Consider the following 26,678-nt stretch of genomic DNA (forward strand, 5'->3'; position numbering starts at 1 on the left):
AATCATTTACAGCAATGAACCTGTCTAAGACTGCTAGTGTATGTTTTTTGAGTGTCGTGCTTGGTCAAGGCCTGATGGCGCAGACCAACTGGCAAGTCCAGCCCACAACCATCAAGACCCGTTGGGCGAAGGATGTTTCCCCCACTAACGCTTTACCTGAGTATCCCCGTCCACAAATGGTGAGGGAGAACTGGCAAAACCTGAACGGACTGTGGAATTATACCATTACGCCTAAAGATGCTGCGATGCCTTCCGGCTATCAGGAACAGATCCTCGTTCCCTACCCCCTGGAATCGGCCCTGTCAGGCGTAAAAAAGCCATTACAGCCGTCAGAAAACCTCTGGTATAAACGCTCCTTTACCAAACCTGCCCTGAAAGAAGGTGAGCACGTTTTGCTGCACTTCGGCGCGGTCGACTGGCAAGCTACCGTATATGTGAACGGTAAAGAAACAGGCAGCCATAGCGGCGGTTACCAGGCCTTCTCCCAGGACATTACCGCCGCACTGAAAGATGGCGAGAACGAGATCGTAGTAAAGGTATTTGATCCCACCAGCGAAGGCGTCGGCCCTCATGGTAAACAGGTACTTAATCCGGCTAATATCTACTACACTCCCACCTCCGGTATCTGGCAAACGGTCTGGCTGGAAACAGTGCCCGCTACCTACATCTCCGGACTGGTCATGACACCTGATATTGACAAAGGCGTTCTGAACGTCACCGTAAATGCCCCTGCTGGCACGAACGTCGAGCTCATTGCCAGCGATGCAGGTACTGAGGTCAGCAAAGTAAAAGGCAAGGCAGGAACAGCCTTAAAACTGCCTGTAAAGAACGCGAAGCTGTGGTCACCTTCGAATCCTTTCCTGTATGACCTGACCGTAAAACTCACCAAAGGCGGTCAGACGATAGACCAGGTAAAGAGCTACTTCGGTATGCGTAAAATCGCCATCCAGAAAGATGAAAAAGGTGTTGACCGCATCTTCCTCAACAACCGGGCTTACTTCAACCTCGGTACCTTAGACCAGGGCTTCTGGCCCGATGGTCTGTATACCGCCCCTACAGACAATGCGTTAAAATTCGACATAGAAGCCATCAAAGCGATGGGCTTTAACACCATCCGCAAACACATCAAGGTAGAGCCTGCCCGTTGGTACTACCACGCAGACAAACTGGGCATGCTGGTATGGCAGGATTTCGTGAATCCCAACCAGGGATTACCGGAAGGCGCCAAAGCAGCCTACGAGAAAGAAGTAAAAGAAACGCTCGGACAACTGCACAATAGCCCCGCTATCACCACCTGGGTGATCTTCAATGAGAAATGGGGTGTGTACGACCAGCAGCGTATCACCGAATGGGTAAAAGCCGCTGACCCTTCCCGTATTGTAAATGGTCACTCCGGCGAAATGCTCTATGTGAATGAACAGCTCCGCAGTCCGTCTCCCAATGCCTGGGTAAGTGCCGACATGACTGACGTTCACTCCTACCCCGACCCGATGAATGCTCCAGCGGAACCAGGCAAGGCAAGAGTACTCGGCGAATTTGGCGGTATCGGCGTATTCATTCCGGACCACCAGTGGAATACCAGCAGCGCGTGGGGCTATATCCAGGAAAAAGCGGCCGGTCTTGCCACCAAATACACCATCATGAATCAGCACCTGAAACTGCTGGAAGTAGAAGGACTGTCAGGCTCTATCTATACCCAGCCCTTTGATGTGGAAGGCGAACAGAACGGTCTGCTAACGTACGACCGGGAAGTGGTCAAGATCCCGTTCGACCAGATGCGTAAGATCCATTCCCAGCTGAATCCAGATCTGGGCACCATTCCACAGGTGACGGCCAAAAATGCCGATCTCACCGATCCCGGCGAAGTGTATAGCAAAATGCTGCAGGACTTCATCAACGGCCGCCGTGATGCCGAATTCCTCTTCAAAATGGCGATGATGGCTCAACAGGCCGGCGATAAGAACGGCGCCAACATAGCAGGCGGAGCCTATATAGGTACCTTACAGGCCCCTTACACACCTGAACAGCTGGCGCTTATCCTCCAGTTCACCTCCAGCACAAAAGATAAAGGATTCAGCGTCTTACAGGAACAATTACAATCCAGCAACTCCAAACTGGAAAAAAGACCTGTTACCGTTAAGCTGATGAATATTGTATTCAAAGATGTGATCGACCCGGTACTGCAGAAAAGCGGAGATACCCCCGACTGGAACGCAATCGCCAATAGCATCAAACCTTATGGCGAACCAGGTGAAGAGATTTTCCTGAGAGCGAAAACAGTATACACCTTCAACAAACAGGATTGGTCAAATTACGCCTCCGTAGCAAATACCTACCTGGAGAAATACGGCCAGAATATCCCTGAACAGGAACGGAACATGTTCCGTCAGGCTATCGACAACAACAAAAACCAATAACCATCATCCTATAGTGAATACAGGTAATACATCACCAAAAATTACCTGTATTCACATTTCCGCATACTCCTGCCATTATCGATCGTAGCCCTTCCCCTATCCTTCATTCTCCTCACGAAGCCGCCTTACGTTGTCATTAATGCCCTTAATCGCGTTATAAAGTCGGTTCGCTGCCCGAATTATGACAGCCAGCAATCTCCATATGACCAGGATGTAACTAGCATATGACTAGCATTATCCTCCGATTATCTTCCGATTTGATCGGAGGATTATCGGAAGTTAATCCTAGTCATATGCTAGTTACATCCTGGTTACATGCTGGTTACATCCTGATCATATACTAGTTATATGTAAATTGTATAACACTTGGATACGCATGCAACCATAAATAGAAAACATGGTTTACAAATTATTTCGGGGAATTGTGTTGATTTATATTTCTGCCCCGGGTCGCATTCCGGCGGCAGAAAACACAAGGCGCTATCGCTGCTTATCACCGCGATAGACCTTCACAACTTGTATATGACCAGGATTTTCCTCCGTCCAGTTCAACACCGGATTTTTACCTACCTGCAATCCGGTAGAGATTCGGTTGAGATTCGCTTATCCTCCCTTAATCTTCCCTTTAAAAGGGAGGATTAAGGGAGGATAAGCGAATCTCAACCGGATCTCTACTATATCCGAAGCCTAAATAATAACTAAGGCTGCCTCATAACAGATGAAGTGCCCCCCAGAAAGCTGGAAGCTTTAGGGAGCATTTCATCTGTTATGGAACAGCCTTCCAATTACTTGACAGGATTATCCCTGCATCTGAAGTTGTATTATTTTTTTCTCACATACTACTCAACAGCCTTCACTTCAAAATTCTCATACGTCACATCGAAGCTCTGCTTACCAGGAGCAGCAGCTACAATCCCAATTCCTGCCTTTACATTTGGCGGGAAGTAAGCTAAACGCAGCATATCATATTTCACCCCATCAAAGGAATATTTTATCTCCACATAATCGCCTTTCCTTAAAAGCTTCAGCCAGATGGAAGCGGGACTATCATGTCTTGGCACTACTGACCAATCGGACACTTCGCGGGTCACCACAGCGCTGACATTCTGTACGCCATCCACATATTCTATCCCGGTTTTGATCCAGTTTTTCTCATCGATACGCACCATCAGACCGGCCTGGTGAAAGAGTTCTTTGTAATGACCGCTGATCTTCACGCTGGCTTCAAAGTTACCGGTCATTTCTTTGTAGTAAAAAGGACCATTATCGCGGATAAAGCCATAATGTGTTACACGCCAGAAATCTGTATTGGGTTCAATGGTACAGGTCAGTTTCTTTTCATCGCCTGACCATTTTTTGGGTTCGTTATTCCACTTCATCTGATTATTTTGAGCATATAAAAATGTTGATGACAAAACAGCACTAAGAATGAATACTAATGTTTTCATGAAATATTTTATAGGTTATAAAAATGACCGGATTACGGGTTACATCATTGCAAAGTATTCAAATTTGCAATAAGTACAAAGGGAAGAATTATAACGAAGAAAAGAAGGAGTACACGATTGATACAGGCCAATATACATGCATGAACACATATCTACAGCAACTCCCTAACCCAATTGGGAGGCAATAGCAGCAAGCGGTTTCAGGAGGAATGCCGGGCCTTCGGCTCTTTGGGCATACGATTGATAACGCCTGATAGACATTCCCAATCCACACGATTGACAAAGCCTAATCGCCATCCAATGCCCGGAGAGGCGCCGACCGGCATCCTACCTGAAACCGTGCAGACGCTATTCCGTCACATTCAAACAACACTCCGCAATAACACACAACCCAACCGGAAGGTAGCAGCAGCAATATCGCCCCTTCGGCGCATAAAAAAAAGCTGGCAAGCATACCGAAGTAGCTTACCAGCGTCGCATGGTATAGGGAATCGACAATCTTTATCTGAACCGCCTCAACTCCTCCCATTTAAAAATCCATTCAGGCGTAGCCAGCAATTTACCATCACCAGCCACATACCATGGATGAGAAGAATGAACCGGATTCTTTAATATATGTATATCCTGCGCAGGCATATAACTCTGCGCTAAAAGAAACACCTTCTGCCCTGCAGCATTCACCGCCATATCCATCACCAGCACTGCATGCCCCGGAGAACCACCACGAATAAACACATCCCCGGCCTGTATATCCGCCGGTGTAGCAACAGATACAAGTTCTTTACTCAACGATAAAGTTCCCGCATAAGAAAACACTGTCTGTAAATACTGATTAAAGCACTCCCTGCCCTGACAAGCCACACTGGTCTGCTGCCGCTGCAAACGCCCGTTCTTAACAGGAAACCGGTATCCCTTCATCCAGCTGTTATAATCCATCAGCGTTCCATCAGTCGCATGAAACGCTATCTGTGTATATCGCTCAGAAGCATACTTATATTCTGCATATAACCTGATCACAGCATCCGCACATTGCTGAAGGTCTTTCTTTCCAACAGAGACATCCAGTACAGCAAACTGCGCTGACTGATTCGGCTTTATTTTACCGTTATAGAGGTATACGGTGTTATTGGTCTTTAAATGTACTCCCCGCAACCACGCTCCAAATGATCCCGCCGCCAGTGACACCCGTTTATATCCCGCTGGCAAAGGTATCTGCCCGACAGTTTCATAACGCGCAGCAGGTCGCAGGTGCAGGCTTCTGGCTTCAAGGTAATGCCAGAACAGAAGGAACGCTCCGCTAACAAACATGACCATTGAGGTCCATGAGAAGTACTTCAATTCGACAAATTTCTATAATGATGCAAGAAATAAAAAGATTCCATAAGACCGTGTTAAATTTTTACATAAATTTGTTCAGGCCACGTAGAAACTTCATCTTAGTGCTGCCATACCGGTAATTGCAACCCACGACTTCCTGAGACATATAGCCACAGTTTACTAATATCATATGAATAAGGCCTACTTGTTCGTACGACGCTTTACGCACTTTTCGATCGTAAACACATTTAATCATTTCCTAAAACCCACTTTATGTCTCTGCAAAACTTTGTACGGGTACACAATGCCACTCTGTCCTTCTGGCAATCAGTGGTATCACAACGCGTGCGCCAACAATTGGAGCTGACCGGCGCTAAGGTTAGCCATAATCTACTACTCAAACATCCGGCAATCGCCGCAACCGCACAACATGTTAAACTAACGGCTAAGGGAACTCCTCCTGGTCCGGACACCTTAGACCTTACTGATCCTGACCAGCAGATGGTATATCTCTCCCATTTGGCCTACGAAAAAGCACTGTGCCTGGTAGAAAGCGATGTGCAAAGAGCCGGGGCGTTCGATACGGAATACCGTAAGTACAGCGACAAGGATATCATTGGCTTCGCCTCCTGCGTTACTACTTTCGCGGAGTACTACCTGAAATACGCAGGTGTCTTCGCTTACAACGACTGGAAAGAATTAGGGGAAGATATCTCTACCTACGGCGTTATCAATGAAAATGATAACGGCAATGGTTTTTCCCTTCCTTCTGATGCAAGGGTAGCCATCATTGGCGACTGGGGTACCGGACTGGCAGACGCACAGGCTTTGCTGGTAGACATCATCGAACGGCATAATCCGCATTGTATCATTCACCTGGGTGATATCTATTATTCCGGTACACCTGAAGAATGTGTCAACAATTTCTCCGCTATCATTAAAAACGCTTTTGACATCGCTGAAAAGGATCCTGTCCCTGTTTTCACCATTCCCGGCAACCATGATTATTACTCACTGGGCTGGGGCTATTACAGCATGGTATATGGCCTGAACAGCGAGATCGGAACAGCTGCTTTTCAACCAGCCAGTTACTTCTGTCTCCGTACAGAAGACGGCGGATGGCAGTTCCTCGGAATGGATACCGGTTATAATGATAGTGACCCTGCCGATCAGGCAGACCCGTTCTATGCAGGCCCCTGGCTGCAACCTAATGAGATAGAATGGCACCAGGATAAACTGAACAACTTTGCAGGAGCTACTATCCTGCTTTCACACCACCAGCTGTTCTCCAGCAATGCCAAGATCAACGGAGCCTGGTCTGACTTCAGCGCATTGCCTTCACAGAATCCTTATCTCTACCAGACCTTCCTCCCCTATTTTTCAAAGATAGCTGCCTGGATCTGGGGACATGAACACAACTTTGTGATGTTTGAAAATGACCTGCTGGGACTCTCCAAAGGACGGCTACTGGGTTGCAGTGCATTCGAAGAACTGACCTCTTCCGATCCTTATGCGATCAACTATCCGGACATCAAAAATTTCATTGATCCGGAAACAGGCAATATGATTCAACTCTCCACTAATGCTGATCTGAATGGTGTGACTTACTACAATCACGCTTACGCGGTCATTGACTTCAGTGGCAGAACAAATCCTACCGATCCGGTTACAACTACTTATTACGAGTACCCTTCCTGGGGAGACAATCCTCCGGACAATCCTGAAGCTACTCAGTTGTACCAGGAACAGTATAGCCTTCCTGCGGTATCAGAGGTACAGGTACCTTACCTTGCCAATACTTACCTCCTCTCCCAGGACGGACAGTTCATCGGGCCGGAGTATAAAGACTATCCATATATGAGTAATGATACACCGGTAGCACAGCAGTTCTATCCTGTGGTTGTCACATCTGGCAACTATCTGACGCATGGAGATAAGTTGCGCATACTTACTACAGACAGCAGTGTAGGCGACAAAAATCAGCTGGGCGCCTTCACCAGAAAGTCGCTGTATTATGATGATGACAACAACGATAAAACAGCATGGTATGTGTACAAACGGGATACTTCCAATGGAATGGATATTCATTACGGCGATGAAGTATATTTTGTCAATGCAGACTGGAACCAATGGATGCTGCCTTATGATAGTGTCGGGCTCAGTGTACTGTACCTGACTACGGAGGAAAATGCTAATTATTACTGGAGCATCACACTGCCACAGAACAGTGCTTTGGAAGGTATTACGGCAATACCGAAAAAGAGCCCTTATCGAAAGAAACACCTGCCGTTTATGAAGCAGGAAAAGAATGTTATTGTGTAAAACACAAATAACATTATATAAAGAAAAGAGACTGCCCATCAGTATGAGCAGTCTCTTTTCTTTATATTCTCTTTCATTAATCTACCCTGTCGAGGTCTGTGATCAACAAAGGATTATTCAATCGCATCTCATTGATCAGTTTCTCCACTTCACTTGTCTGCGGTTTGGCCAGTAAACGCTCCACTTCTTTAGTAGTCAGCCCCACCATCTGCAGAAAAGTAACTTCTCCGTGAGGCGTTTGAATAGCGCCAAGTTCAGGATCAGGAACGAATGCCAGTCCGACAATGTCGGTAGCAGTGTCCAGCCTGATAGGCCCGTTAGCAGGAACAAAATGATAGGGTTCAAACCAGCGTTTGCTTTCAAATACATAACGCGCCAGGTTATTCATCACCTGAATAGCCCAGGTAGGATCACCGTCATCTTCTGCAAAAGGCTTGACCCTGAAAGTAAATTCAAATCCCCATTTACTGAATTCACCACCCGCCTGTTCTTCATCATAATACAACTGCGACATGCCGTAGCTCACCATGTGCAGGTGCGGGATCTGTTTTTCACTGTCGTAAATACTGGTACCATCAATAGGGTCTTCACCTCCTATTGCAAAATGTAAGGGTGGAGCATAATGTCTTGGCTCCGTTGTGCCATAGATGCCTTCCAGTTGTTTATCTATTGCCAGCCATCCCACTGCATCCTCTTCTTTGAATAACTTTTTGTACTCTTCCTTAGTCATAGGTTGATTAACATTTACAGTTCATGTCTGATCATTTTCCTTACCAGGTCCTGCTGTGTTTCGCGCTCCCTGATAACATATATTTTGTCTTTGTCGATCATGATTTCTGCCGGCCTCACATGCAGATTGTAATTGCTGGCCATTACCATTCCATAAGCACCCACAGTAAATACCGCTACATAATCTCCCTGGTGCAAAGCCGGTAGAGGCCTTTCTTTAGCGAGATAATCGGACGATTCACAGATAGGTCCCACCACATCATAAGTGGTCAGCCCATCCTGTGGTACCGGGTAGTTACGGTTGGCCAGGATATGCTCGGCCTGTGGCTTTACCGGCCAGATGAAGTGAAAGGCGTTGTACATGGCCGGACGGATCAGCTCCGTCATACCGCCATCCAGTACAACAATGTTCTTATCGCCTGATTGTTTTACATACAACACCTTACAGATCATGATCCCTGCATTCGCAGAAATAGAACGTCCCGGTTCCAGGATGATCTTAAAGCCTTCATTCTTTACATAAGGCTCCAGCAGTTCAGTGATCGGCCCGGCGAAACTCTCCCAGGAGAAATTGTCATTATCCATATAATTTGCCGGGAAACCACCACCGATATTCAATACATCCAGACGGATGTTCTTACGCTTCAGGGCCTCCACCAGCTCCACCATTTTATGAATGGCGGCTACATAGAATGTATACGAAGAAATAGGAGAACCGATGTGGGAATGCAGACCCCTGATCTTCACATAGGGATGATCTGCATTCTCTTCTATCAGCGCTTCCACATTGGCGTAATCAATGCCGAATTTCGCGCCCTTATGACCGGTACGGGTCTTTTCATTCGTTTTCTCATCCAGCACATCCGGCAGCATACGGATCAGCACATTCACCTCTCTTTTTAGCTCTCCGGCCAGCTCCTGTACTTTTGCCAGCTCCTGTTCTGATTCGATATTAATAAAACCCACTTCACTCAGGATCGCATCAGTGATCTCTTCATCCGATTTACCAACACCGGCAAACACGACCTTCGAAAGATCTGCATTACTCTGTTTCACAACAAACAGTTCTCCGCCGCTTACAATGTCCATCCCCGCGCCCAGGTCGGCCAGTTCATTCAGCAGGTGTACGTTATTGCTCGACTTCACAGAAAAGCAGATCATAGGCTGCAACTTTTCAAAGATGCCGTAGATCTTCTGATAATGTGTCTTTAAGGTATTCGCTGAATACAGGTAAAAAGGCGTAGGAAGACCTTTCGCCGGCAAACTGTCTACCGGGATATCTTCGCAATGCAGCACCCCATTCTTATATTGAAACAGATCCATAATAAATTATCTATAAAACAGTAAGATAAAAGAATTTATTGTTATAAAAACGTTATTAAACCATTGTAAAACCCCAATTCCATTAAAATCGGTAAATTCCGATACCTTTGCAGTATGGATCAAGTTGAAGTTTTTAAGGCCTTATCCAACAAAAAAAGGCTCGAAATTTTAGCCTGGCTGAAGGAACCGGAAAAGCATTTCCCGAAACAGGAATGCGGGGAATTCAGCAAGACAGGCGTGTGCGTGGGTCATATTCAGCAGAAATCAGGGCTCACTCAATCCACCGTATCTGAATATCTGTCTATGCTGCAGCGGGCGGACCTGCTGATAGCTACCCGTTTGGGCCAATGGACGCACTATAAACGGAATGAGGAAGCCATCAAAAAACTGGGCCTTCATATCCAGGACGAACTGTAGATCTTTCCAGATATAAGATAAGGAATGAACCTTCCTGGTCATTCCTTATCCCGATAAAAGCTACTCCGGCTTATATTGCAAAGATGAAGGCGGCGCGGCCTGTTCCCCGCTACCCCATTGCTTATTTGGCGCTTCTCCCATCACTAGTTTCAGTACTCCTCCTTTCAGCAGGGCCTCGTGTGTGAACCAGGGCGTATTCAACGGCTGACCGTTCAATGATGCCTGCTGGATGTACTTATTCTTTGCAGAACTGCCAGGCGCAGACACGGTGAATACCTTGTCATTGGACAGTTTGATGGTCACTTCTTCAAATACAGGACTGCCGATATTGTATACCGGTACACCGGGTGTCACCGGACAAAAACCCATCATGGAAAATACCACGAAAGCCGTCATACCACCACCATCTTCGTCACCCGGAATACCGAACAGGTTATCAGTATACCAGGTATCCAGCAGCATGCGGATACGCTTCTGCGTCTTCCAGGGGGCGCCCATATAGTTGTACAGGTAAGGGATATGGAAGCTTGGCTCATTTCCCATCACAAACTGTCCTACCAGGCCGGTAGCATCCGGGAAGGTGTACCATAACTGGTATTTGCTGCGACCCAGACCCTCCCGGAACAGATTGTCCAGTTTCTCCTCTGCCTTTGCGCGACCTCCCATCAGTTGAAACAGGCCATGCAGGTCATGTTTCACGTCCCAGTTATACGTGTAGGCGTTATTTTCAGTGAAGTAATCACGTCCACCCTGACCGCCGGAAAATTTAGGATCGAAGGGCTCTATCCAGTTACCATCCGCATCTTTGGGCCACATGAAACCGTGGTCCGCACGGTACACATTTTTATAGTTGGCTGCCCGTTTCAGGAACAGGGCAGTATCACCCGGCTGGCCCGCGGCTTTCGCCAGCTGCGCAATACACCAGTCGTCATAACTGTTTTCCAGTGTTACCGCTACCGCCTGACGGCGTTCAAAGCCATGCACTTCTTTCACGGTCTCCTTCTCTCCTGGTTTCAGCGCCGGCATATATCCATGTTCATTGTAAAACGAATCCAGGGAAGTGGCAGGACCATTCCTCCAGGGTAGTAGTGTAGCCTGCAAGGAATTCTTTTTCAGTCCTTCATAAGCTTTCTTTACATCAAAGTCCCTGATGCCTTTGAACCAGGCGTCCGCCATCCAGGCAGCAGCGTGGTTGCCCGTCATACAGGGATTATCGCCCCATACTATAGAGAAGGAAGGCATCCATCCGCTCTGCTCATACATGGTCACATACGAGCGGATCTTATCTGCCTCCATAGTGGGATTCAGCAGGGTTTGTAATGGCTCCAGGGCAATATAAGTATCCCACAACCAGTTATCCACATAAAAAGGTTTGTCGGAAGTATGTACCTGGTGATCGTAAGCGCTGTAATACTTACCGTATTCATTAATGTTCACCATCCGCTCATATGCGCGGTACAGGGAAGTGTAGAATACTCTCTTCTGGGCAGGCGTACCACCTTTTACATTGATCTGCCCCAGCACCTTGTCCCAGGCCTGGAATGCCTTATTGGTAACAGCAGCAATGCCCCATTCAGGGATCTCTTTCTGCAGGTTTGCCTTTGCCTGTTCTGTGCTGATGAAGGAGATGCCATAACGCACATCCACCTGCCCGGCTTTATTACCCGTAGCTACAAACATGTGTTTTTTCTCACCCTGATATGTTACACCTGTAATATCTGTATTCAGCTCGGCATAAAAGTAAGCCTTCATACCACTGAAATTCTCCTCACCAACTATAACGCGCTTACCAACAACGGCCAGCTCGCCCCCCTTGTTAAGAATGCTGAACCGCAGCTGATGCGGTATATTGCCGGCAAAACGGACACTGAAGTAACCACTGCGGGCTGCAGGAGAAAACTGCACATTATCAGTATCATCCAGGTAAACATCGTATTTATACGGCGTAGCTTCCTCTCTGTCAGATACCCGTGACTGCCGCCAGTTATCATCATTGATCTCACCGGAGAGAGGCAGTAAGCCAAAGAGGCTTTCCTGACGGTGTGAAGCGATCGTTAAAGGAAAGTAGCTGATCTTATCATCCAGCTGGTCCTTACGCCCGGGAAATACTCTTACCATGCTATTGGGCAGGTGCATAACCGGACGGGTAGGTTCCAATATGAGCCCTACACTCCCAATAGTGGGATCTACATACGATACATTGCTGGCCTTCGATGGCTGTTGAGCCATCACCGCAGTGACCGATCCTAACAACAGAATAGCTGTACTTATCAAGTGCCTGTAACTTTTCATAGATTCTTTTTGAATGATCAGGACGGACAATGTACAAATGAAAAAAGAGACTCCAAAACCAGCGCCTCTTTTTTCTATTCCGCAATATGAAAACAGAGAAGGAAACAACTACCTTAACCCGCAGCGAAAAAGAAGTACTACAGCTGATCATTGATGAACACACCAACCAGGAAATTGCCGACAACTCTTTCTCAGCCTGCACACAGTAGAAAATCACCGTGTCGGCCGCCTGTACAAACTGCAAGTGAAGAGTACTGCGGGGTTGACAAAAGCAGCGTTACGGACGGGGCAGGTATGGCATGTTTATATGCTCATTATTTCGTAGTATCGTATCATGAGTAAACGGAGTTTTCGCTTTAACAGCCTGCTGCTGATCATGCTTTCTGTCGCTATTGCAGCACCGGCACAGAAAAAGAAACATAAGAAGAAGAAAAAAGCCAAACAGACGACGGAGTCTGTTCAACCAGTGGTGCTCGGCATTGTACAATCACCCGCCATTGCCGAGGCGTCAGGCATTGCAGCCAGCAAAGCGCTTCCAGGCGATTTCTGGACGCACAATGACAGTGGTAATAAACCCGAAGTATACCTGCTGGATAACAAAGGCCAGCTGGTGAGTACCATACATCTCGAAGGTGTGTTCAACCGTGACTGGGAAGATATTGCAGAAGGCTCCGGTCCGATTCCGCACAAACAATATGTATATGTCGGCGATATTGGCAACAATGTCCAGGTAGATCTGCGTACGCGTATCTTACGCTTTCCTGCGCCGGTACATGTGCCGGGGAAGCAGGAGAATGTCAAACCTGAGGTATTACATGTCGCCTTTGCCGACGGTCCGCGGGACGCGGAGACGCTGATGGTGGATCCTATCGGTCGGCAATTTTATATTGTCAGCAAGCGGGAGAAGGCTGTGGGGATTTATAAGGCCCCTTTGGATTTTAAGGATGGAGATAAAGCGGTATTTCAGAAAGTAGGAACGGTGCCTTATACGTGGATTACTGCCGGGGACATTTCGCAGGATGGGAGGCATATTGTGATTAAGAACAAAGAGCAGATCTTTTACTGGCATCGTAACGCCGGGGAGAGTGTGGAGGCGGCGATGGCGAGAGCTGCTGTCGTGCTGCCTTATGTACCGGAGAAGCAGGGGGAAGGGGTAACTTTTAGTGTTGATAATTCCGGGTATATAACAATCAGCGAAGGGAAAAATCCGGCCGTGAATTTTTATCCGCATAAGTTTTAAGTTGATGTGTTATGGATGCTTTCTTTGATTTCGGGGCTGCTTCTTTCGCATACTTGATGAGGTATTTCACGCATGCTGACAGTTTCTAGCTGGCTCGTAAGCTTGTTTACTGGCCGCTGAACTTTCAAAGCTGTTTTGTTTTGGGCTGACAGTAATTCTAGTGTTGGCCTTCTGGCTCACGGTGCAGGCTGGGATCACTGGCTGAGTTCTTTGAAGTTTCTTACTATGGAGCTTTGGAGGGCGGATTAGCGGTTGGGGGACTATTAAACCCCTCGCGGGTCGTATCAGCATACTTCAAACAACTTAGGCCAGCGATTCCCACCTGCCCGCTCGCTGCGTACGGCGCCCAAATTATAGTCGGACGTCCATAACATATGGCATACTTTTGTTCACATGATGCGAGCTTTTCCCATTTAATTACTGATTTAATATCGGCTATGATATCTTCTGCAATCTCTACCTGTCGAGGCAAATAAACAGCTTCAGGCATAGTGATCACATCTTCTACACCAGTTCCTTCTCTCAACAGTGGCAATTCTTCTTCCTGTTCAGCTGCTGGTTTAGTTCCAGCCATGATATCTCCTGCAATCTCCACTTGTCGAGGCAAATAAACAGCTTCAAGCATAGTGATCACATCTTCTGTATCAAAACCCTCTTTCAGCAGGGTCATGGCCTTTCCGGTAATTTCCCGATACTGTTTATAAACACGTTCATCAACCGGCATTTGTTTATAGACAAATGAAGCAATACGAGCCGCTTGTTTTAAGCGGCCAGCCCATTCCATGGTTCTGGCAAATATGGGATCTTTCTTAACACGTTTTCCTGTAAGCGAACTTTTAGTGCGGGCAATATATTCTCCATTCATAAGATATATTGTCACATTATCTCTGGTACCAATAAAGGGAGGTACGGAGCCAACAATCTTTGCCATATAGATCAGTTTAAAAGATTTATACGAATATACACCCCGCCATTGGTACGTTGGGTTAACGGCATAGTAACGGCATGTTTAAAGCGTACCTCATTGCCGTTTATGCCAATTATGCCATTTTTGCCGCTTTTGCCACCACTCTCCCGCTTCCCCTTTAAATCACATGATCATAAAGAATCGGCCGCCATACAATCACTTTTTGAGGCCGTACGCAGCGAGCGGGCAGGTGGGAATCGCTGGCCTAAGTTATTTGAAGTATGCTGACGCGCCCCACCAGGGGTTAAATAGACATCCAATCGTCAACCCACATTCCAAGGCCAAATAGCAAGAGACTTCAAAGAACTCAGCCAGTGATCCCAGCCTGCTCCGTGAGCCAGAAGGCCAACACTGGAATCACTGTCAGCTCAAATCCGCGCCCACAATGATAACCAGCCGCCATACAATCACTTTTTGAGGCCGTACGCAGCGAGCGGGCAGGTGGGAATCACTGGCCTAAGTTATTTGAAGTATGCTGACGCGCCCCACCAGGGGTTAAATAGACATCCAATCGTCAATCCGCATCCCAAGGCCAAATAGCAAGAGACTTCAAAGAACTCAGCCAGTGATCCCAGCCTGCTCCGTGAGCCAGAAGGCCAACACTAGAATCACTGTCAGCCCAAATCCGCGCCCACAATGATAACCGGCCGCCATACAGTCACTTTTTGAGGCCGTACGCAGCCCACATTGAGCGCAAAAAAGGCCTGGCAACATACATCGCCAGGCCTTACAAAAAACTATTTCATTTACTTCGCTTGCAACTCAAAAGCATACTTCCCACCTCGCACCAACACTTCATCCACTTGCGCCCCACTCTTCACCCGCACCTTCGGCGAAACCAACGCCCCCGCCGGCAACCGCACAGTCGCCGTTGCCCCTGCCGGTACCTCAAAAGAAAAGCGAATCCCGCTGCCACTACGTCGCCATTCCGATTTAATCACACCATACCTACTTTCATAATCCGCTTTCACAAAATTCAGCCCCTTCACAAAAACCGGCTGTAAAAAGAAATGCTTAAACCCAGGCGCATCCTCATCCGGCCGGATCCCTGCCAAAGTTTTATAAAACCACGCACAATAATCCCCAAAGAAGATATGATTATGCGACAACTCCCCGGGCCAGTCTTCAAACAAGGTAGTAGCACCCTGCGCAATCCAATGGCCCCAGCCGGCATAACCAGTATCTGTTAACATCCGGAAAGCAATATCCCCATAACCATGCTCACTCAATACAGGCAACACATACTTCGTCCCCATCACCCCAAAATCCGCATGATAATTACTCCGCACTACTTTAGATGCCAATTGCGCAGCAGCAGTAGTCGCCGCATCAGGAGACGCAAGTTCATGGAACACAGCCGCACTCAATGCAGTCATGGTACTGTCTTTATAACGGCCCGCAACAGGATCAAAGAAGGTACGGTTAAACGCCATACGGATACTATCAGCGAGTTTGGCATAAAAAACTTCATCAGCCTTATTACCTAACACCCGCGCCATTTTAGCCACAAGAATAGCATCAGTGTAAAAGTAAGCCGTGGAAGTAAAGGTCTTCGGTGTTTGCACCAACGACATCCAGTCATCCAGACCATATTTAAACAAATAACCCTCCGCCTCTTTCGCTACAACGTCTGTATATTTTTTAATGGCAGGATAGTGTTTTTGTACCAGCGCAGTATCACCATGATACAGGTACATATACCACGTCACAAACCCCAGTGCACTTCCCCAGGCAGGCCCGAAAGTATGCTCTTCTTCACCCGGCCTGTCATATCCCCAGCCATTGGATGGTGCGATACCAGGCATGGCGCCGCTAGGCAATTGTGCATCACTCACATCATCCAGCCATTTGCGATACCCCGCTGCCGCTTTATAATTCCAGAGCCCTACTTCTGTGGAGATATGCGCATCTGCTGTCCAGCCGTTCTTCTCACGCTGCGGACAGTCAGTAGGGATGCTCAGAAAGTTACTGCGATATGACTGTCGCGCCGCATCATACAGTTTATTCACCATGGTGTCTGAACTGGTGAAATGCCCCGCTTCTTCAAAAGCAGTGCTGTAAAATAGTCCCTCGAGCGAATGAATATCCAGCGCAAGCGCATTGTCAGTTTCTACCTGTACATACTGAAAACCATGATATACAAAGCGGGGTGTGAAAGTCTCATTGCCGCTTCCTTTCAGATAATATACATCTGTCTGAAAACGCAATTCACCAGGCATACTGCGCATATGTTCTGTATTGTGTTTCATATCCAGCTCACCATCTTTCAGTACTTCGCCGTAATACATCGTTACCTTCGTACCTGCTTTTCCTTTCACCCGCAGCGTAGCGACACCGGCAAAGTTCTGCCCCATGTCAAAAAGATACCGGCCGTTGCCCAGCTTCTTTACAGACACCGGCTTGATATGACGGATGACTTTGATAGACGGCATCACCTGCTCATGCAATGTACCTCCGGGAGCAGATGTTTTCAATGCATGCGCCCATGCCGCATCATTGAAGGATGGTTGATTCCATCCAGGCACTTCCTCGCGGGCATCATATATCTCACCTGTATACAGACAGTTGAATTGACTAGGGCCGGTAGCACATTTCCAGCTATCGTCAGTAGCAATGGTTTCGCTGCTGCCATCGGTGTATTTGACAACGAGGTCTAATAACAGGCGCGGCGTCTTTCTCCAGGGAGCGTTCTGAAAGCCCCATACAGCGTGCGACTGGATATTGTACCAGCCATTACCCAGCTCCGCAGCTATGCTTTGTGTAGCAACATTACTTTTAGACAACAAAGCAGTTACGTCATACACTTTATACAAAAGACGTTTGTCATAACGTGTATATGCCTGTTCAAGCACAGCATCAGTAACGGGTTTACCGTTTACATACACAATGTGATACCCCACACCAACCACGTAAGCGGTGGCGCTGGCTACTTTCTTTTGCAGTTTGAATGTCTTTCTGAAATAAGGCGCCCTGGTAGCGGTAGTATCTTCCGTATTGGTGATCCAGCTTCCTTTCCAGTCAGGACGCTGGGCATACGCGCTACAGGTAAAAAAGATAAGAATGGCGGAAATGATAATTCTCAATGTGTGTTATTTTTATGGTACAACAGGAAATGCTACAACTCTGACTTTAGTGAAACCATAAGGCACAAGGGTGATACGTTGCACAACAGTATCCACTTTCCCCTTATAAATACCTTCACGATCAGTAGGCGGCTGATACGCTACACCGTTCAATACTTTCCAGGACGGTATCTTTTTAGCAGGCGCAGTGATCTCTATAGGAACATGCTGCAGGTTCCATACAAAGCTGTCATCTACAGGCCGCTGCATACTTACCTTCATACTATCTGCAGGATGCCGTACATCTACACGGCGCAGACCATAGTTCCAGTTACTTTCGGGATATACGCTGAAGTACTCTCCCTCGACAGTATCAATAGCTTTCTCCCATCGCTCCTGTATCTTCAGGGCATATACCAATGGACCTCTTTCCACAGCGCTGGAGTTTCGTCCCCAGGTACCTGTAGCGATCTTCATCGGCAGTTGCAACGTCAGGACATCCTTATTTTTCCACTCACGTTTAATCGTAATGACCTGCCCTCCTTTCTCCTGACTGTAAGGCTGGCCATTTAACAGGATGACGGCGGCTTCGCACCATTGGGGAATGCGTAGTTGTAAAGGGAATGTTGTTTCCTTCTTTAACGCAATTTCAAACCTGATCGTTTCATTGAAGGGATAGTCGGTGATCTCTCTGATGGTCACTTCCTGCTGCTTCTTCCCCACCTTGGCAGTCACTGTGTTCGGACCATAAGCCAGTGCAGCCAGACCATTATCGGGCGACTGATACCACAGATGCGTAGCGAATTTCGTCCAGCCCTGATGCATATTGGCCAGGCAACAGGTATAACCGGCGCGGGGGCCTAATACGTTACACATTTCACGATCAAAAGGCAGCGAAAAGTTAAATACGCCTTTGCTGATCTGCAACTGGTTCGCTACCTGGAAATATTGTCTGGCATTGTAGTCGTCTGTCGTTTGCGTGGGCAAAGCATTAAATGCCATCTTCTCCAGCGCATCCATATAGGCTACATCTCCGGTAATAGCACTGATCTGCTCCAGTGAATACATTGCTTCTACTATGGCACATAGCTCCACACCCTGGGTGGGATCATTACCATTCAGGTCCTCGTCTCCTGAAAAGATCCCCATCGGTAATCCGTGAATGGTCATTAAATCTTTCCAGCCGGTGTGCAGATTTTGCAGGTATTGTTTGTTGCCCGTACGCTGATAGTTGACAGCCGGTGCTTTCAGTCCCATAGCCACATTCACGGCGTGCCGGTTCATCCACTGATAATTGTTGCGATAAGTAGTGGTGCTGATCACCCAGTCCCTGTTACCAAACCAGGTGGTCCAGGGAAATGCCTGCTGCTCTATCAGACTGGCCAGTTCCAGCAGATAGTCTTCTTTGGTGATGCCATATAGCCATTGTGCCATCATCACATTCTCGGCGCCGCGGGAGGCGGCCCATTCTGTCCATTTACCTATAGGAGCTACTTTTAAGGCTTCCGTTTGATAGCGGAAATACCTTGACATCAGCTTAATAACCTTCTCGTCTCCGGTAGCGGAATAGTACTGTTGCAATACCTTCAGCATGACCATCTTAGGCCACCAGTCTTCACCATAGGTCGCATGTTGTGGATCAATGGTGACATTACTGTCCAGTTCCATTCTCGTCAGCGGACCAAAATAACCGCTTGGACGCTGATGTTCAATGGTCCAGTTAACATAGCGGAGTACTTTTTCTTTCAGGATCTTGTCATCCAGTAAATAAGCCAGCGGTAATGCACCGTCCAGCCAATAAGGGGTTTCCTCCCAGCCATCGCCACGGCCGCCCAGCCAGCCATTGTCGTTCTTTACTTTGGCATACGTTTCATCGAGGTGACCGGTTGCACCGTCACGCATGATCTGTAACTGGCGTTTCAGCCATCCCGTGGGTTTAACGGAACCCAATGGCAACGCTTCATAGGCGGGAGGAGTGTAGGCGCCGGGTGAGACCTGTTTAATGCCGGCTTGTGCCCCCAGTGGTAACATGAAAACCACTGGAAGTGCACAACACACCATCCATTTAATTTTCATTTAGTTTGACTTGAGTAGTGAATAATATGGAATTCTAACGTGAGGCTACAAAATAGTAAATCCTGCTTAATATTTAAGCATTAAAAGTCCCGCTGGTACTGGGACAGTATGGGATAGACAACTCGAAAAAACAACTGTTGCTGCTACGGTAACGTTGCATATAACAGGGGCAGTACATCAGAAATATGTTCTACCTGTTTGAAGTTGGGATTATCAATATGTACATCTACATGTTCATGTTCCCATGTAACATGATAAGGAATGTGAACAGCATGACCGCCAATAGCCAATACCGGCAATACATCAGATTTCAATGAATTCCCGATCATCAGGAACTGGTCAGGGGTAATATCAAGATGCTTCAATAATTTACGGTAATCTGCCTCCTGTTTGTCTGACATCACTTCCACATGGTGAAAGAAATGCAGAATACCGGAATTACGCAATTTACGCTCCTGGTCCAGCAGGTCGCCTTTAGTAGCTACCACCAGGCGATAATTATCTTTCAGAGCCGACAACACATCAGGCACGCCATCCAGCACTTCTACCGGCCTGGCCAGCAGCGCTTTACCCAACTCGATGATCTTTTCAACAGCACTGATATCAATGGTTTTGTTGGATACTGTCAAAGCCGTTTCGATCATCGACAGCATAAATCCTTTAATACCGTAACCATATAGTGCAAGATTCCTGATTTCCACCTGCAATAGTTCACGCGCTGCAGTATGCTGCGGTAAGTAACTTTCCATCAGTTGGCAAAACTCGTCCTCAGTTTCGCGGAAATAGGGTTCGTTTATCCATAATGTATCGTCCGCGTCAAAGGCAATAACTTTTATATCCATATACTCTTCAAGGGTTATACTGTAACAAAAGTATCCAATTAAAGGCGCTTTTCCTCCTTTTTTAACCATTAAACTTCACCGCAGCAGTGGCGCAGATTTTGTGATACCCTCAATTGCCATGTAGAAGCAACAATCTCATCAATGCACATATTTTTTATCAGGACACCAATAGTAAGTTGTCAATAAACTTCCTGATCAGCTTAAAAAATTGTAAGATTGCGGCATCAAACCTATAATGCACATTAAATATGGATCTTTTTTCCGCCGAAGGCTTGTTTACAGTAGACTCATTGATCAGCCTTTTGACCTTAAGCGTACTTGAAATAGTACTTGGAATTGATAATATCGTCTTCATCTCCATCATGGCGGGAAAACTGCCTGCAGAGAAGCAAAAGAAGGCCCGTCGTCTCGGTTTGAGCCTTGCTATGTTCGTCCGCATATTGTTGCTCTTGTCCATCAGCTGGATCATGTCATTGACCAGTACGCTGTTCAACGTAGGAGACTGGATAGGCATAGAAAATGAAAAATGGCTGGAAGCCACTGCTATCTCCGGAAGGGATCTCATCCTGCTCATCGGTGGCCTCTTCCTGATCTACAAAAGTACTGCCGAGATACATGAAAAGTTGGAAGGCGGCGGACTCGAGGAAGCGAATCCAAAGCCCGTTAGCTTCACGCAGACCATCATCCAGATCTTACTGCTTGACATCGTCTTTTCCCTGGACTCCGTCATCACCGCAGTGGGTATGGCCGACCACATCCAGATCATGATCGTTGCCGTGATCATCGCCGTAGGCGTCATGGTGATAGCATCCGAAGGCATCAGTAACTTCGTAAATAAGCACCCTACGGTGAAAATGCTGGCACTCTCCTTCCTGCTGCTCATCGGTGTATCCCTGATCGCAGAAAGCTTCGAACAGCATATCCCGAAAGGATATATCTATTTCGCAATGGCATTCTCTGTTTTCATAGAAATGCTGAACCTGAAAATGAAATCCAAGGCAAGCAAGCCCGTACAGTTACACCAGCCAAGACTGGAAAAAGAACAGCAGGTGTAATCGTAACATCATAAAAATTATAAAGAGCTGTCTTCCACCCGGGAAGGCAGCTTTTTTATTTCCCTACTCCTTGACCCTTGCTCTAAATGATTGAATGCTAGGCTTTCTCCCTTCGGGGAAGATCTGAGCCGTATTACCCATCTTTGCGCCCGATAGTAACCGGCCGCAGCTACTTGCCGTCGTCATTACAACCACACAAAAGCTCTTCAGCCAGGCTCATAATAAGGAAACTGTATAAACAGTATAGGGAGAGCGAAAGTAGCACCCGGTTCCCGACATCCCATGCTGAAACCCGGCGCTACTTAGCGTTTATCTACCTCAAGGCTCATCAGGGCCTTAACAAGGAGACCGTATAACCAGCCATAGGGAGAGCGAAGTAGCACCCGGTTTCAGATGGGAATGTCGGGCCTTCGGCTCTCCGGTGACACTACAGGTGCTGTCCAATCCGCATTCAACATCCCATTCGCCTGACAACGCCCAATCGTCATTCAGAGAGGCGCCGACCGACATCCCATGCTGAAACCCGGCGCTACTTAGCGTTTATCTATCAGCAAAACTCTTAATAAGCAGACCGCATAAACAGTAACAGGAGAGCCGCCGGTTTCAGATGGGAATGGCAAGCCGCGTAAATAATAGGATAAATTACTTATATTACAATATTACTGCCTGAACCCTACAATCCTGAAACAGCACTAGATAAATCGCCCCTGTAATCAACAAGCGTATCAACCATGAGATACCTGTTATATTTTTTATATGTCGGATGGCACTGGGGATTAGATCTGGCCTTTTTCATCATCAGGCACGAAATCCGCGGAGAGAAGAAATACGGCATCCGGACAATTGGGACAGACAGCCTCGCCTCAGATGTTTCCAAAGAGGACAGGAAACATATTGCCATGTACGAGCCAGTCAACTACTATACCGCCACCTGGCTGTTTAATCATCTGCAGCCTGCCGATCTGTCCACTACCCTGCTGGACGTCGGCTGCGGAAAAGGACGTGTATTAGCCATGGGAGCCGCCTATGGTTTCACTGCCCTTGCCGGCATAGACCTTTCACCCAAACTATACCAGGCAGCCGTTAAAATGCGGGATATGCTATACAACCGGTACCAGAATATCAGGATTAATGTTGCCTGCCAGGACGCCCGTGCTTATACCATTCCTGAGACTGTTGGGGTGATCTTCCTTTTTAACCCCTTCGACCATGTGATCATGGAGGAATTTATCGCCAAAGTTGAAGAAAGCCTGCGCAGAAAACAACGGCCAATAAAGATCCTATATGCTAATCCGCAGTGCAAACAACAATGGCTGGATGCAGGATTTGAAGAAACAGACTCTTTTGTTAAAATGAATTTCCTGAAAGGGTGTGTATTGGAGAAAGCTTAGGTTGCAGGAAAATAGATCAGCATTACCTGCAATGCTGCCAGCGCCACAGCGATGATCGCTGTAGTTTTCTTCATATTCTCTGTAATGCCGAATAATACTTTCACCTTCGGGCGTGAGACGATCACCACAAACAATATATAAGCCAGGTTTACTATGAGGAATCTTCCACCAGGAAAACTGTAGTCCTCCTTATATTTTATAAAACTAAATATCTGATCTAACCCTGCGTTAACAAACGTAGCCAGACAATAACCAAACAACAACATCCATCCCCACTTGTTCCTGTAAAGCATCAGACAGACGGTCACAGCAAGCAAAACCGGAGTGAGAAAGGAAAGCGCCCGCCATGTATCAAAGCACATTTTGCAGTTGTAAAATAATCCTCCCGGCCTATAATAAACATAGCTAAGATACACGCATTGAAATGCAATCAACATCACAACCCCATTCGCATATAACAGGTCATTGCCGCCATTGGGACGTACGAATGTGAGAAAGAAATCCCTTACTGCATTTTCCCGTTCTATCCTCTTCTCATGAATGACCCTCTCCTGCTTAAAGAAGCTGTCAACATATAACATTTCATCCTCGGATATCTCTCTTTCGGAAAGCACCTGCTGTGCTGCAGCAGTAGCTTCGGGTTCATATTGGTCTGCCTGTCGTACAATCTTCAGGAGTTCGGTGGTGGAGAATTCCTTATATTTTTCATAAAAGTTAAAATTCATAGGTACACATAGGTTGTTCTTAAAAGTAAATATATTTATCCGGTTTTATAACATTATAAAAGTGGTATGGAGCGGAAAAGATTCATTAAAATGGCGGCATTACTGCCTCTGATCCCCTATTCATCGCAGATAGAGCGCTTACTAAACTTACCAGGCATTTTCCAGCCTGCCGAAAAGATGCCGGTGTTTTTTGTGGGTCATGGCGATCCGGAAAATGCGTTCAGAGACAATCCTTTTACCCAAAGCCTGCGTAAAATGGGAGCTGGACTCACACGGAAGCCATCCGCCATACTGGTCATTTCCGGCCATTATCTCACGGCAGAAAACTCCTGGCTGAAGGTTCCTGCACATTTCAACTGCTCTTATTACGACGTAGCCGGAGCTACCAGCTTCAGTACTGTCATACCTGAGTTGTCTCCGCAGGTCAAAATAGACGAAAGTACTGACCTTGACCATGGAGCCTGGGCCATCCTCCGGCATATGATGCCCGACGCTAATATTCCGGTAATGGAATTAAGCGTTCCTGTCAGTCAGCGGCTGGATTATCACTGGAATCTGGCTCAGCAACTGAAGCCATTACGAGAAAAAGGCGTATTGATCGTCGGTAGCGGCAATATTGTGCATAACCTGCAACTCAGCCTGCTGAAGGGAACATTCAGTAATGGGAAGCCTTATTCCTGGGCTATTGAGTTCGATGAATGGGTGAAGGCCAGGATCAATGAACGCGACTTCGGCAGTCTGTTCTATTACCGGAATCTGGGAAAACTGGCCCGTAGGGCGGTGCCTACGGAAGACCACTACATTCCAATGTTATACAGCATAGCACTGGCAGACAAACATGAAGAGATCCACTATACCTACGAAGAAGTACTTGCCGCAGTAAGCATGCGTTGCTTCACCGTCGGACGCTGTTAACCATCCTCTCTTTATGCCCGCAAAGAAACATTTAGCACAGTAATTATGCGTTGCTTCACCGCCGGACGCTGTTAATCCTCCTCCCTCAGGCGTTCATCAGTATAGGTGATCTTGGTACGGCCATGCGGCGCCGGTACACCATTTTCATCCACACTTACAAATACCATTTTATCTACCGTGAGGATCGTTTTCTGCGTGATCTTATTCCTTACCTGGCAGGTCAGTGTTAAAGACGTTCTTCCGAAATGGATGGCCTTGATCCCCAACTCTACAATATCACCCTGTCTGGCAGAGTTGATAAAATTGATCTCTGACATATACTTGGTCACACACCTGTTTGTACCCAGCTGAATGATAGAATAAATAGCTGCCTCTTCATCTATCCAACGCAGCAGGCTGCCGCCAAATAAAGTCCCATGTGCATTCAGATCTTCGGGTTTCACCCATTTACGTGTATAGAAATTCATTGCTCGATTAATTTTACCGTCCCCGGATACTGGGCGCAAAATTAAAACACAGGCGACAAATTTTCAATCATTTTGCTGTCTGTTGTAGTGTTGGTGCTTGTTATATCCCGGAAAGACGCTCCCTCAGGCAAGAGAAGCAGCAGGTATTTAAACTCATTCATACAGCCAAAAGAGCGCCCACTAAAGCGAACGCCCTTTTTTATGTTTGGATATGATGGAATCTCTGTGTTGGATTATTTGACTTTCCGCTTAAAATGAGGAATAACTGTTTACGAATACTACTCACGTGTAAAAACAGAAGTCTGACCGAACATGGGGTTGCCGACGTATCCCCTTATTTCTAATTTCTCGCCTTTAAGCTTCATTTCACTGCTGTACGTTTTACCACTTTTTGGGTCATACACCTCCCCACCAATCCATTTGCCATCTTCATATACAAAATCATTTAGAATTACCGTATTCAGCAATGTCCGGCTGCGGAGCTTTGTGTCTTTGTTTTTGCTGTCCTTACGAAGTGTTTTTCCATCTGGCTCGAACTGATCTTTCATCCAGATCAGTTTACCATAATATTTGTTTCCTCTTTCATAAATTTCCACTTTACCATCCTTTTCCTCATTGAACCATTTTCCAACAATAACTTTTCCGGTTTGTGCATTGGCCACCAGGCTAAAAAAAACGCTTACTGTTAATAACGATAATAATTTCATGTTTTAAGTTTGTTAGTTACAAAGTAAAGAAGGAGTACCCGGGCCTTTTTTAATATAAATTAAAAAATGTGGGAAGCTCCAGCCGGGTAAGTTGTTCATAAACCGGCTAAGGGAAACGGTAGATTAAACGAAGATTCACCATAGGAATCACCCGCCAGTTAACAAGGTCTTCCAGATATGTAGTTACGACAGGCGAGACAGCATCCGACAAATCTTGTGTAAATTGACTTGAATGGTTCGAATCTATCCGGGCTGTTGTTTGTATCGTGGCAGAAGCGCCAATCGCTGTTACAACGAAAACCGATTTACGCTTGTTTAAAGCAAACTGGTACCCACCCGATACTGATATCTGATGCGCATGAGCAATAGAAGTGATCAGGTAATTGCTGTAAAGATTATTAAACAAAGTATTCCTTGCAGCCATATCGGATAAAATTTCTTTGAGCGCCTGACCATCATACACCAACGCATCAATCAGCTCTTTTGAAGACTCTTTGTCAATGACGTAATTTAGCTTACTATAGGCAATGTCAACATTGAAATACCTGCTAAAATGCCACCGGATGCCCGCACCATAACCAATTCTACCAGTGAGATGCTGCTTGAGGTATTCTTTTGCCGTTTCATTTTCAGTGACAGAAACTTCTACCAGGGGCCTGATGTACTCCCTTGGCGGAAGCCCCAATTGTGCATAAGCTTCAAATACCGGACCCTTTGTGAAAATCCAACCAAACTGCAACATGTGCTGCAGCGGAAAAGAAGTTCCGGCATTGATGGTAAAATCAGATGACCTATGTTCCTGACCGGAAGCTTCGAATGGCAGCAGGTAAACTGCCCCAACCAATAAGGATAACTTACAGGCATGATTTAAATTCATGTGTAATGAAATTTGTGTATTCGGTTAATGAAATAGGTCGCCCTGTCAATATCCATATTGCAGATATGAGAACCGGTACTTTTGCAGTA

21 protein-coding genes are annotated in these 26,678 nt (G+C 46.7%); 8 read left to right on the forward strand and 13 right to left on the reverse strand.

Annotated elements, in window-relative coordinates; all coding sequences use genetic code 11:
* The first annotated feature begins 14 nt into the window (after window positions 1-14).
* On the forward strand, window positions 15-2,417 hold the full coding sequence (locus tag L3C95_RS22310; RefSeq protein WP_236390883.1) for a glycoside hydrolase family 2 protein: 2,403 nt from the start codon (window positions 15-17) through the stop codon (window positions 2,415-2,417).
* A gap of 839 nt (window positions 2,418-3,256) precedes the next feature.
* Here the strand turns inward: L3C95_RS22310 and L3C95_RS22315 are convergent.
* Together L3C95_RS22315 and L3C95_RS22320 are read right to left on the reverse strand one after the other, a co-directional pair.
* Window positions 3,257-3,796 carry a DUF1349 domain-containing protein gene (locus tag L3C95_RS22315; protein ID WP_089835125.1) on the reverse strand — a complete coding sequence of 180 codons (540 nt, stop codon included), beginning with the start codon at window positions 3,794-3,796 and terminating at the stop codon, window positions 3,257-3,259.
* A 570-nt stretch (window positions 3,797-4,366) separates the two neighbouring features.
* The gene (locus tag L3C95_RS22320) at window positions 4,367-5,203 is read right to left on the reverse strand and encodes a DUF4846 domain-containing protein (protein ID WP_236390884.1); all 837 of its coding nucleotides are present in this window, start codon (window positions 5,201-5,203) and stop codon (window positions 4,367-4,369) included.
* A gap of 252 nt (window positions 5,204-5,455) precedes the next feature.
* Here L3C95_RS22320 and L3C95_RS22325 point away from each other — a divergent pair, with 252 nt between their 5' ends.
* The gene (locus tag L3C95_RS22325; RefSeq protein ID WP_236390885.1) at window positions 5,456-7,504 is read left to right on the forward strand and encodes a metallophosphoesterase family protein; all 2,049 of its coding nucleotides are present in this window, start codon (window positions 5,456-5,458) and stop codon (window positions 7,502-7,504) included.
* Between the two features lie 76 nt (window positions 7,505-7,580).
* Here the strand turns inward: L3C95_RS22325 and L3C95_RS22330 are convergent, their stop codons facing one another.
* Window positions 7,581-8,234 carry a suppressor of fused domain protein gene (locus L3C95_RS22330; RefSeq protein WP_236390887.1) on the reverse strand — a complete coding sequence of 218 codons (654 nt, stop codon included), beginning with the start codon at window positions 8,232-8,234 and terminating at the stop codon, window positions 7,581-7,583.
* Window positions 8,235-8,248: 14 nt separating this feature from the next.
* Window positions 8,249-9,556 carry a diaminopimelate decarboxylase gene (lysA, locus tag L3C95_RS22335; RefSeq protein WP_236390888.1) on the reverse strand — a complete coding sequence of 436 codons (1,308 nt, stop codon included), beginning with the start codon at window positions 9,554-9,556 and terminating at the stop codon, window positions 8,249-8,251.
* 114 nt (window positions 9,557-9,670) lie between these two features.
* Between lysA and L3C95_RS22340 the strand changes: the two genes are divergently transcribed.
* Window positions 9,671-9,973, forward strand: coding sequence for an ArsR/SmtB family transcription factor (locus tag L3C95_RS22340; protein ID WP_236390889.1), 303 nt, complete (start codon window positions 9,671-9,673; stop codon window positions 9,971-9,973).
* A 60-nt stretch (window positions 9,974-10,033) separates the two neighbouring features.
* Here the strand turns inward: L3C95_RS22340 and L3C95_RS22345 are convergent, their stop codons facing one another.
* On the reverse strand, window positions 10,034-12,265 hold the full coding sequence (locus L3C95_RS22345; RefSeq protein ID WP_236390890.1) for a GH92 family glycosyl hydrolase: 2,232 nt from the start codon (window positions 12,263-12,265) through the stop codon (window positions 10,034-10,036).
* An 86-nt stretch (window positions 12,266-12,351) separates the two neighbouring features.
* On the opposite strand from L3C95_RS22345, the gene L3C95_RS34985 reads away from it, so the two are divergent.
* Together L3C95_RS34985 and L3C95_RS22350 are read left to right on the forward strand one after the other, a co-directional pair.
* The gene (locus L3C95_RS34985) at window positions 12,352-12,474 is read left to right on the forward strand and encodes a hypothetical protein (RefSeq protein WP_262915908.1); all 123 of its coding nucleotides are present in this window, start codon (window positions 12,352-12,354) and stop codon (window positions 12,472-12,474) included.
* Between the two features lie 125 nt (window positions 12,475-12,599).
* Complete coding sequence (locus L3C95_RS22350) at window positions 12,600-13,505, forward strand: hypothetical protein (RefSeq protein ID WP_236390891.1); 906 nt, start codon at window positions 12,600-12,602, stop codon at window positions 13,503-13,505.
* Between the two features lie 223 nt (window positions 13,506-13,728).
* On the opposite strand, the gene L3C95_RS22355 is transcribed toward L3C95_RS22350, so the two are convergent.
* The 4 genes from L3C95_RS22355 to L3C95_RS22370 all read right to left on the reverse strand — a co-directional run bounded on the left by L3C95_RS22355 (window position 13,729) and on the right by L3C95_RS22370 (window position 20,452).
* Entirely contained in the window at window positions 13,729-14,436 is a 708-nt protein-coding gene (locus L3C95_RS22355) for a hypothetical protein (protein WP_236390892.1), read from the reverse strand.
* Window positions 14,437-15,218: 782 nt separating this feature from the next.
* On the reverse strand, window positions 15,219-17,555 hold the full coding sequence (locus L3C95_RS22360) for a family 78 glycoside hydrolase catalytic domain (RefSeq protein WP_236390893.1): 2,337 nt from the start codon (window positions 17,553-17,555) through the stop codon (window positions 15,219-15,221).
* 12 nt (window positions 17,556-17,567) lie between these two features.
* The gene (locus L3C95_RS22365; RefSeq protein WP_236390894.1) at window positions 17,568-19,610 is read right to left on the reverse strand and encodes a beta-L-arabinofuranosidase domain-containing protein; all 2,043 of its coding nucleotides are present in this window, start codon (window positions 19,608-19,610) and stop codon (window positions 17,568-17,570) included.
* A gap of 143 nt (window positions 19,611-19,753) precedes the next feature.
* A complete protein-coding gene (locus tag L3C95_RS22370; protein ID WP_236390896.1) occupies window positions 19,754-20,452 on the reverse strand; it encodes an HAD family hydrolase in 699 nt (232 codons plus the stop codon).
* Between the two features lie 248 nt (window positions 20,453-20,700).
* Here L3C95_RS22370 and L3C95_RS22375 point away from each other — a divergent pair, with 248 nt between their 5' ends.
* Both L3C95_RS22375 and L3C95_RS22380 read left to right on the forward strand, forming a co-directional pair.
* Window positions 20,701-21,507 (forward strand): TerC family protein, encoded by an 807-nt coding sequence (locus L3C95_RS22375; protein WP_236390897.1) that lies wholly within the window; start codon window positions 20,701-20,703, stop codon window positions 21,505-21,507.
* Window positions 21,508-22,238: 731 nt separating this feature from the next.
* On the forward strand, window positions 22,239-22,898 hold the full coding sequence (locus tag L3C95_RS22380) for a class I SAM-dependent methyltransferase (protein ID WP_236390898.1): 660 nt from the start codon (window positions 22,239-22,241) through the stop codon (window positions 22,896-22,898).
* Here L3C95_RS22380 and L3C95_RS22385 read toward each other — a convergent pair.
* Window positions 22,895-23,623 carry an efflux RND transporter permease subunit gene (locus L3C95_RS22385; RefSeq protein ID WP_236390899.1) on the reverse strand — a complete coding sequence of 243 codons (729 nt, stop codon included), beginning with the start codon at window positions 23,621-23,623 and terminating at the stop codon, window positions 22,895-22,897. The genes L3C95_RS22380 and L3C95_RS22385 overlap by 4 nt on opposite strands.
* A 66-nt stretch (window positions 23,624-23,689) precedes the next feature.
* Here L3C95_RS22385 and L3C95_RS22390 point away from each other — a divergent pair, with 66 nt between their 5' ends.
* Window positions 23,690-24,538 carry a dioxygenase gene (locus L3C95_RS22390; protein ID WP_236390900.1) on the forward strand — a complete coding sequence of 283 codons (849 nt, stop codon included), beginning with the start codon at window positions 23,690-23,692 and terminating at the stop codon, window positions 24,536-24,538.
* Window positions 24,539-24,609: 71 nt separating this feature from the next.
* Here L3C95_RS22390 and L3C95_RS22395 read toward each other — a convergent pair whose 3' ends face one another.
* The 3 genes from L3C95_RS22395 to L3C95_RS22405 form a co-directional block, all read right to left on the reverse strand.
* The gene (locus tag L3C95_RS22395) at window positions 24,610-25,005 is read right to left on the reverse strand and encodes an acyl-CoA thioesterase (RefSeq protein ID WP_236390901.1); all 396 of its coding nucleotides are present in this window, start codon (window positions 25,003-25,005) and stop codon (window positions 24,610-24,612) included.
* A 278-nt stretch (window positions 25,006-25,283) separates the two neighbouring features.
* Complete coding sequence (locus L3C95_RS22400; protein ID WP_236390902.1) at window positions 25,284-25,712, reverse strand: DUF2147 domain-containing protein; 429 nt, start codon at window positions 25,710-25,712, stop codon at window positions 25,284-25,286.
* A gap of 106 nt (window positions 25,713-25,818) precedes the next feature.
* A complete protein-coding gene (locus tag L3C95_RS22405) occupies window positions 25,819-26,589 on the reverse strand; it encodes a hypothetical protein (protein WP_236390903.1) in 771 nt (256 codons plus the stop codon).
* Window positions 26,590-26,678: the final 89 nt, after the last annotated feature.

Origin of the sequence: Chitinophaga filiformis, from assembly GCF_021646545.1 — a bacterium.
Lineage (GTDB): Bacteria > Bacteroidota > Bacteroidia > Chitinophagales > Chitinophagaceae > Chitinophaga > Chitinophaga filiformis_A.

Bases quoted from the DNA above. Each gene is read 5' to 3' on its own strand.
- L3C95_RS22310 (WP_236390883.1), top strand. From the start codon at position 15: ATGAACCTGTCTAAGACTGCTAGTGTATGTTTTTTGAGTGTCGTGCTT.
- L3C95_RS22315 (WP_089835125.1), bottom strand. From the start codon at position 3,796: ATGAAGTGGAATAACGAACCCAAAAAATGGTCAGGCGATGAAAAGAAA.
- L3C95_RS22325 (WP_236390885.1), top strand. From the start codon at position 5,456: ATGTCTCTGCAAAACTTTGTACGGGTACACAATGCCACTCTGTCCTTC.
- L3C95_RS22330 (WP_236390887.1), bottom strand. From the start codon at position 8,234: ATGACTAAGGAAGAGTACAAAAAGTTATTCAAAGAAGAGGATGCAGTG.
- lysA (WP_236390888.1), bottom strand. From the start codon at position 9,556: ATGGATCTGTTTCAATATAAGAATGGGGTGCTGCATTGCGAAGATATC.
- L3C95_RS22340 (WP_236390889.1), top strand. From the start codon at position 9,671: ATGGATCAAGTTGAAGTTTTTAAGGCCTTATCCAACAAAAAAAGGCTC.
- L3C95_RS22345 (WP_236390890.1), bottom strand. From the start codon at position 12,265: ATGAAAAGTTACAGGCACTTGATAAGTACAGCTATTCTGTTGTTAGGA.
- L3C95_RS34985 (WP_262915908.1), top strand. From the start codon at position 12,352: ATGAAAACAGAGAAGGAAACAACTACCTTAACCCGCAGCGAAAAAGAA.
- L3C95_RS22350 (WP_236390891.1), top strand. From the start codon at position 12,600: ATGAGTAAACGGAGTTTTCGCTTTAACAGCCTGCTGCTGATCATGCTT.
- L3C95_RS22355 (WP_236390892.1), bottom strand. From the start codon at position 14,436: ATGGCAAAGATTGTTGGCTCCGTACCTCCCTTTATTGGTACCAGAGAT.
- L3C95_RS22365 (WP_236390894.1), bottom strand. From the start codon at position 19,610: ATGAAAATTAAATGGATGGTGTGTTGTGCACTTCCAGTGGTTTTCATG.
- L3C95_RS22370 (WP_236390896.1), bottom strand. From the start codon at position 20,452: ATGGATATAAAAGTTATTGCCTTTGACGCGGACGATACATTATGGATA.
- L3C95_RS22375 (WP_236390897.1), top strand. From the start codon at position 20,701: ATGGATCTTTTTTCCGCCGAAGGCTTGTTTACAGTAGACTCATTGATC.
- L3C95_RS22380 (WP_236390898.1), top strand. From the start codon at position 22,239: ATGAGATACCTGTTATATTTTTTATATGTCGGATGGCACTGGGGATTA.
- L3C95_RS22385 (WP_236390899.1), bottom strand. From the start codon at position 23,623: ATGAATTTTAACTTTTATGAAAAATATAAGGAATTCTCCACCACCGAA.
- L3C95_RS22390 (WP_236390900.1), top strand. From the start codon at position 23,690: ATGGAGCGGAAAAGATTCATTAAAATGGCGGCATTACTGCCTCTGATC.
- L3C95_RS22395 (WP_236390901.1), bottom strand. From the start codon at position 25,005: ATGAATTTCTATACACGTAAATGGGTGAAACCCGAAGATCTGAATGCA.
- L3C95_RS22400 (WP_236390902.1), bottom strand. From the start codon at position 25,712: ATGAAATTATTATCGTTATTAACAGTAAGCGTTTTTTTTAGCCTGGTG.
- L3C95_RS22405 (WP_236390903.1), bottom strand. From the start codon at position 26,589: ATGAATTTAAATCATGCCTGTAAGTTATCCTTATTGGTTGGGGCAGTT.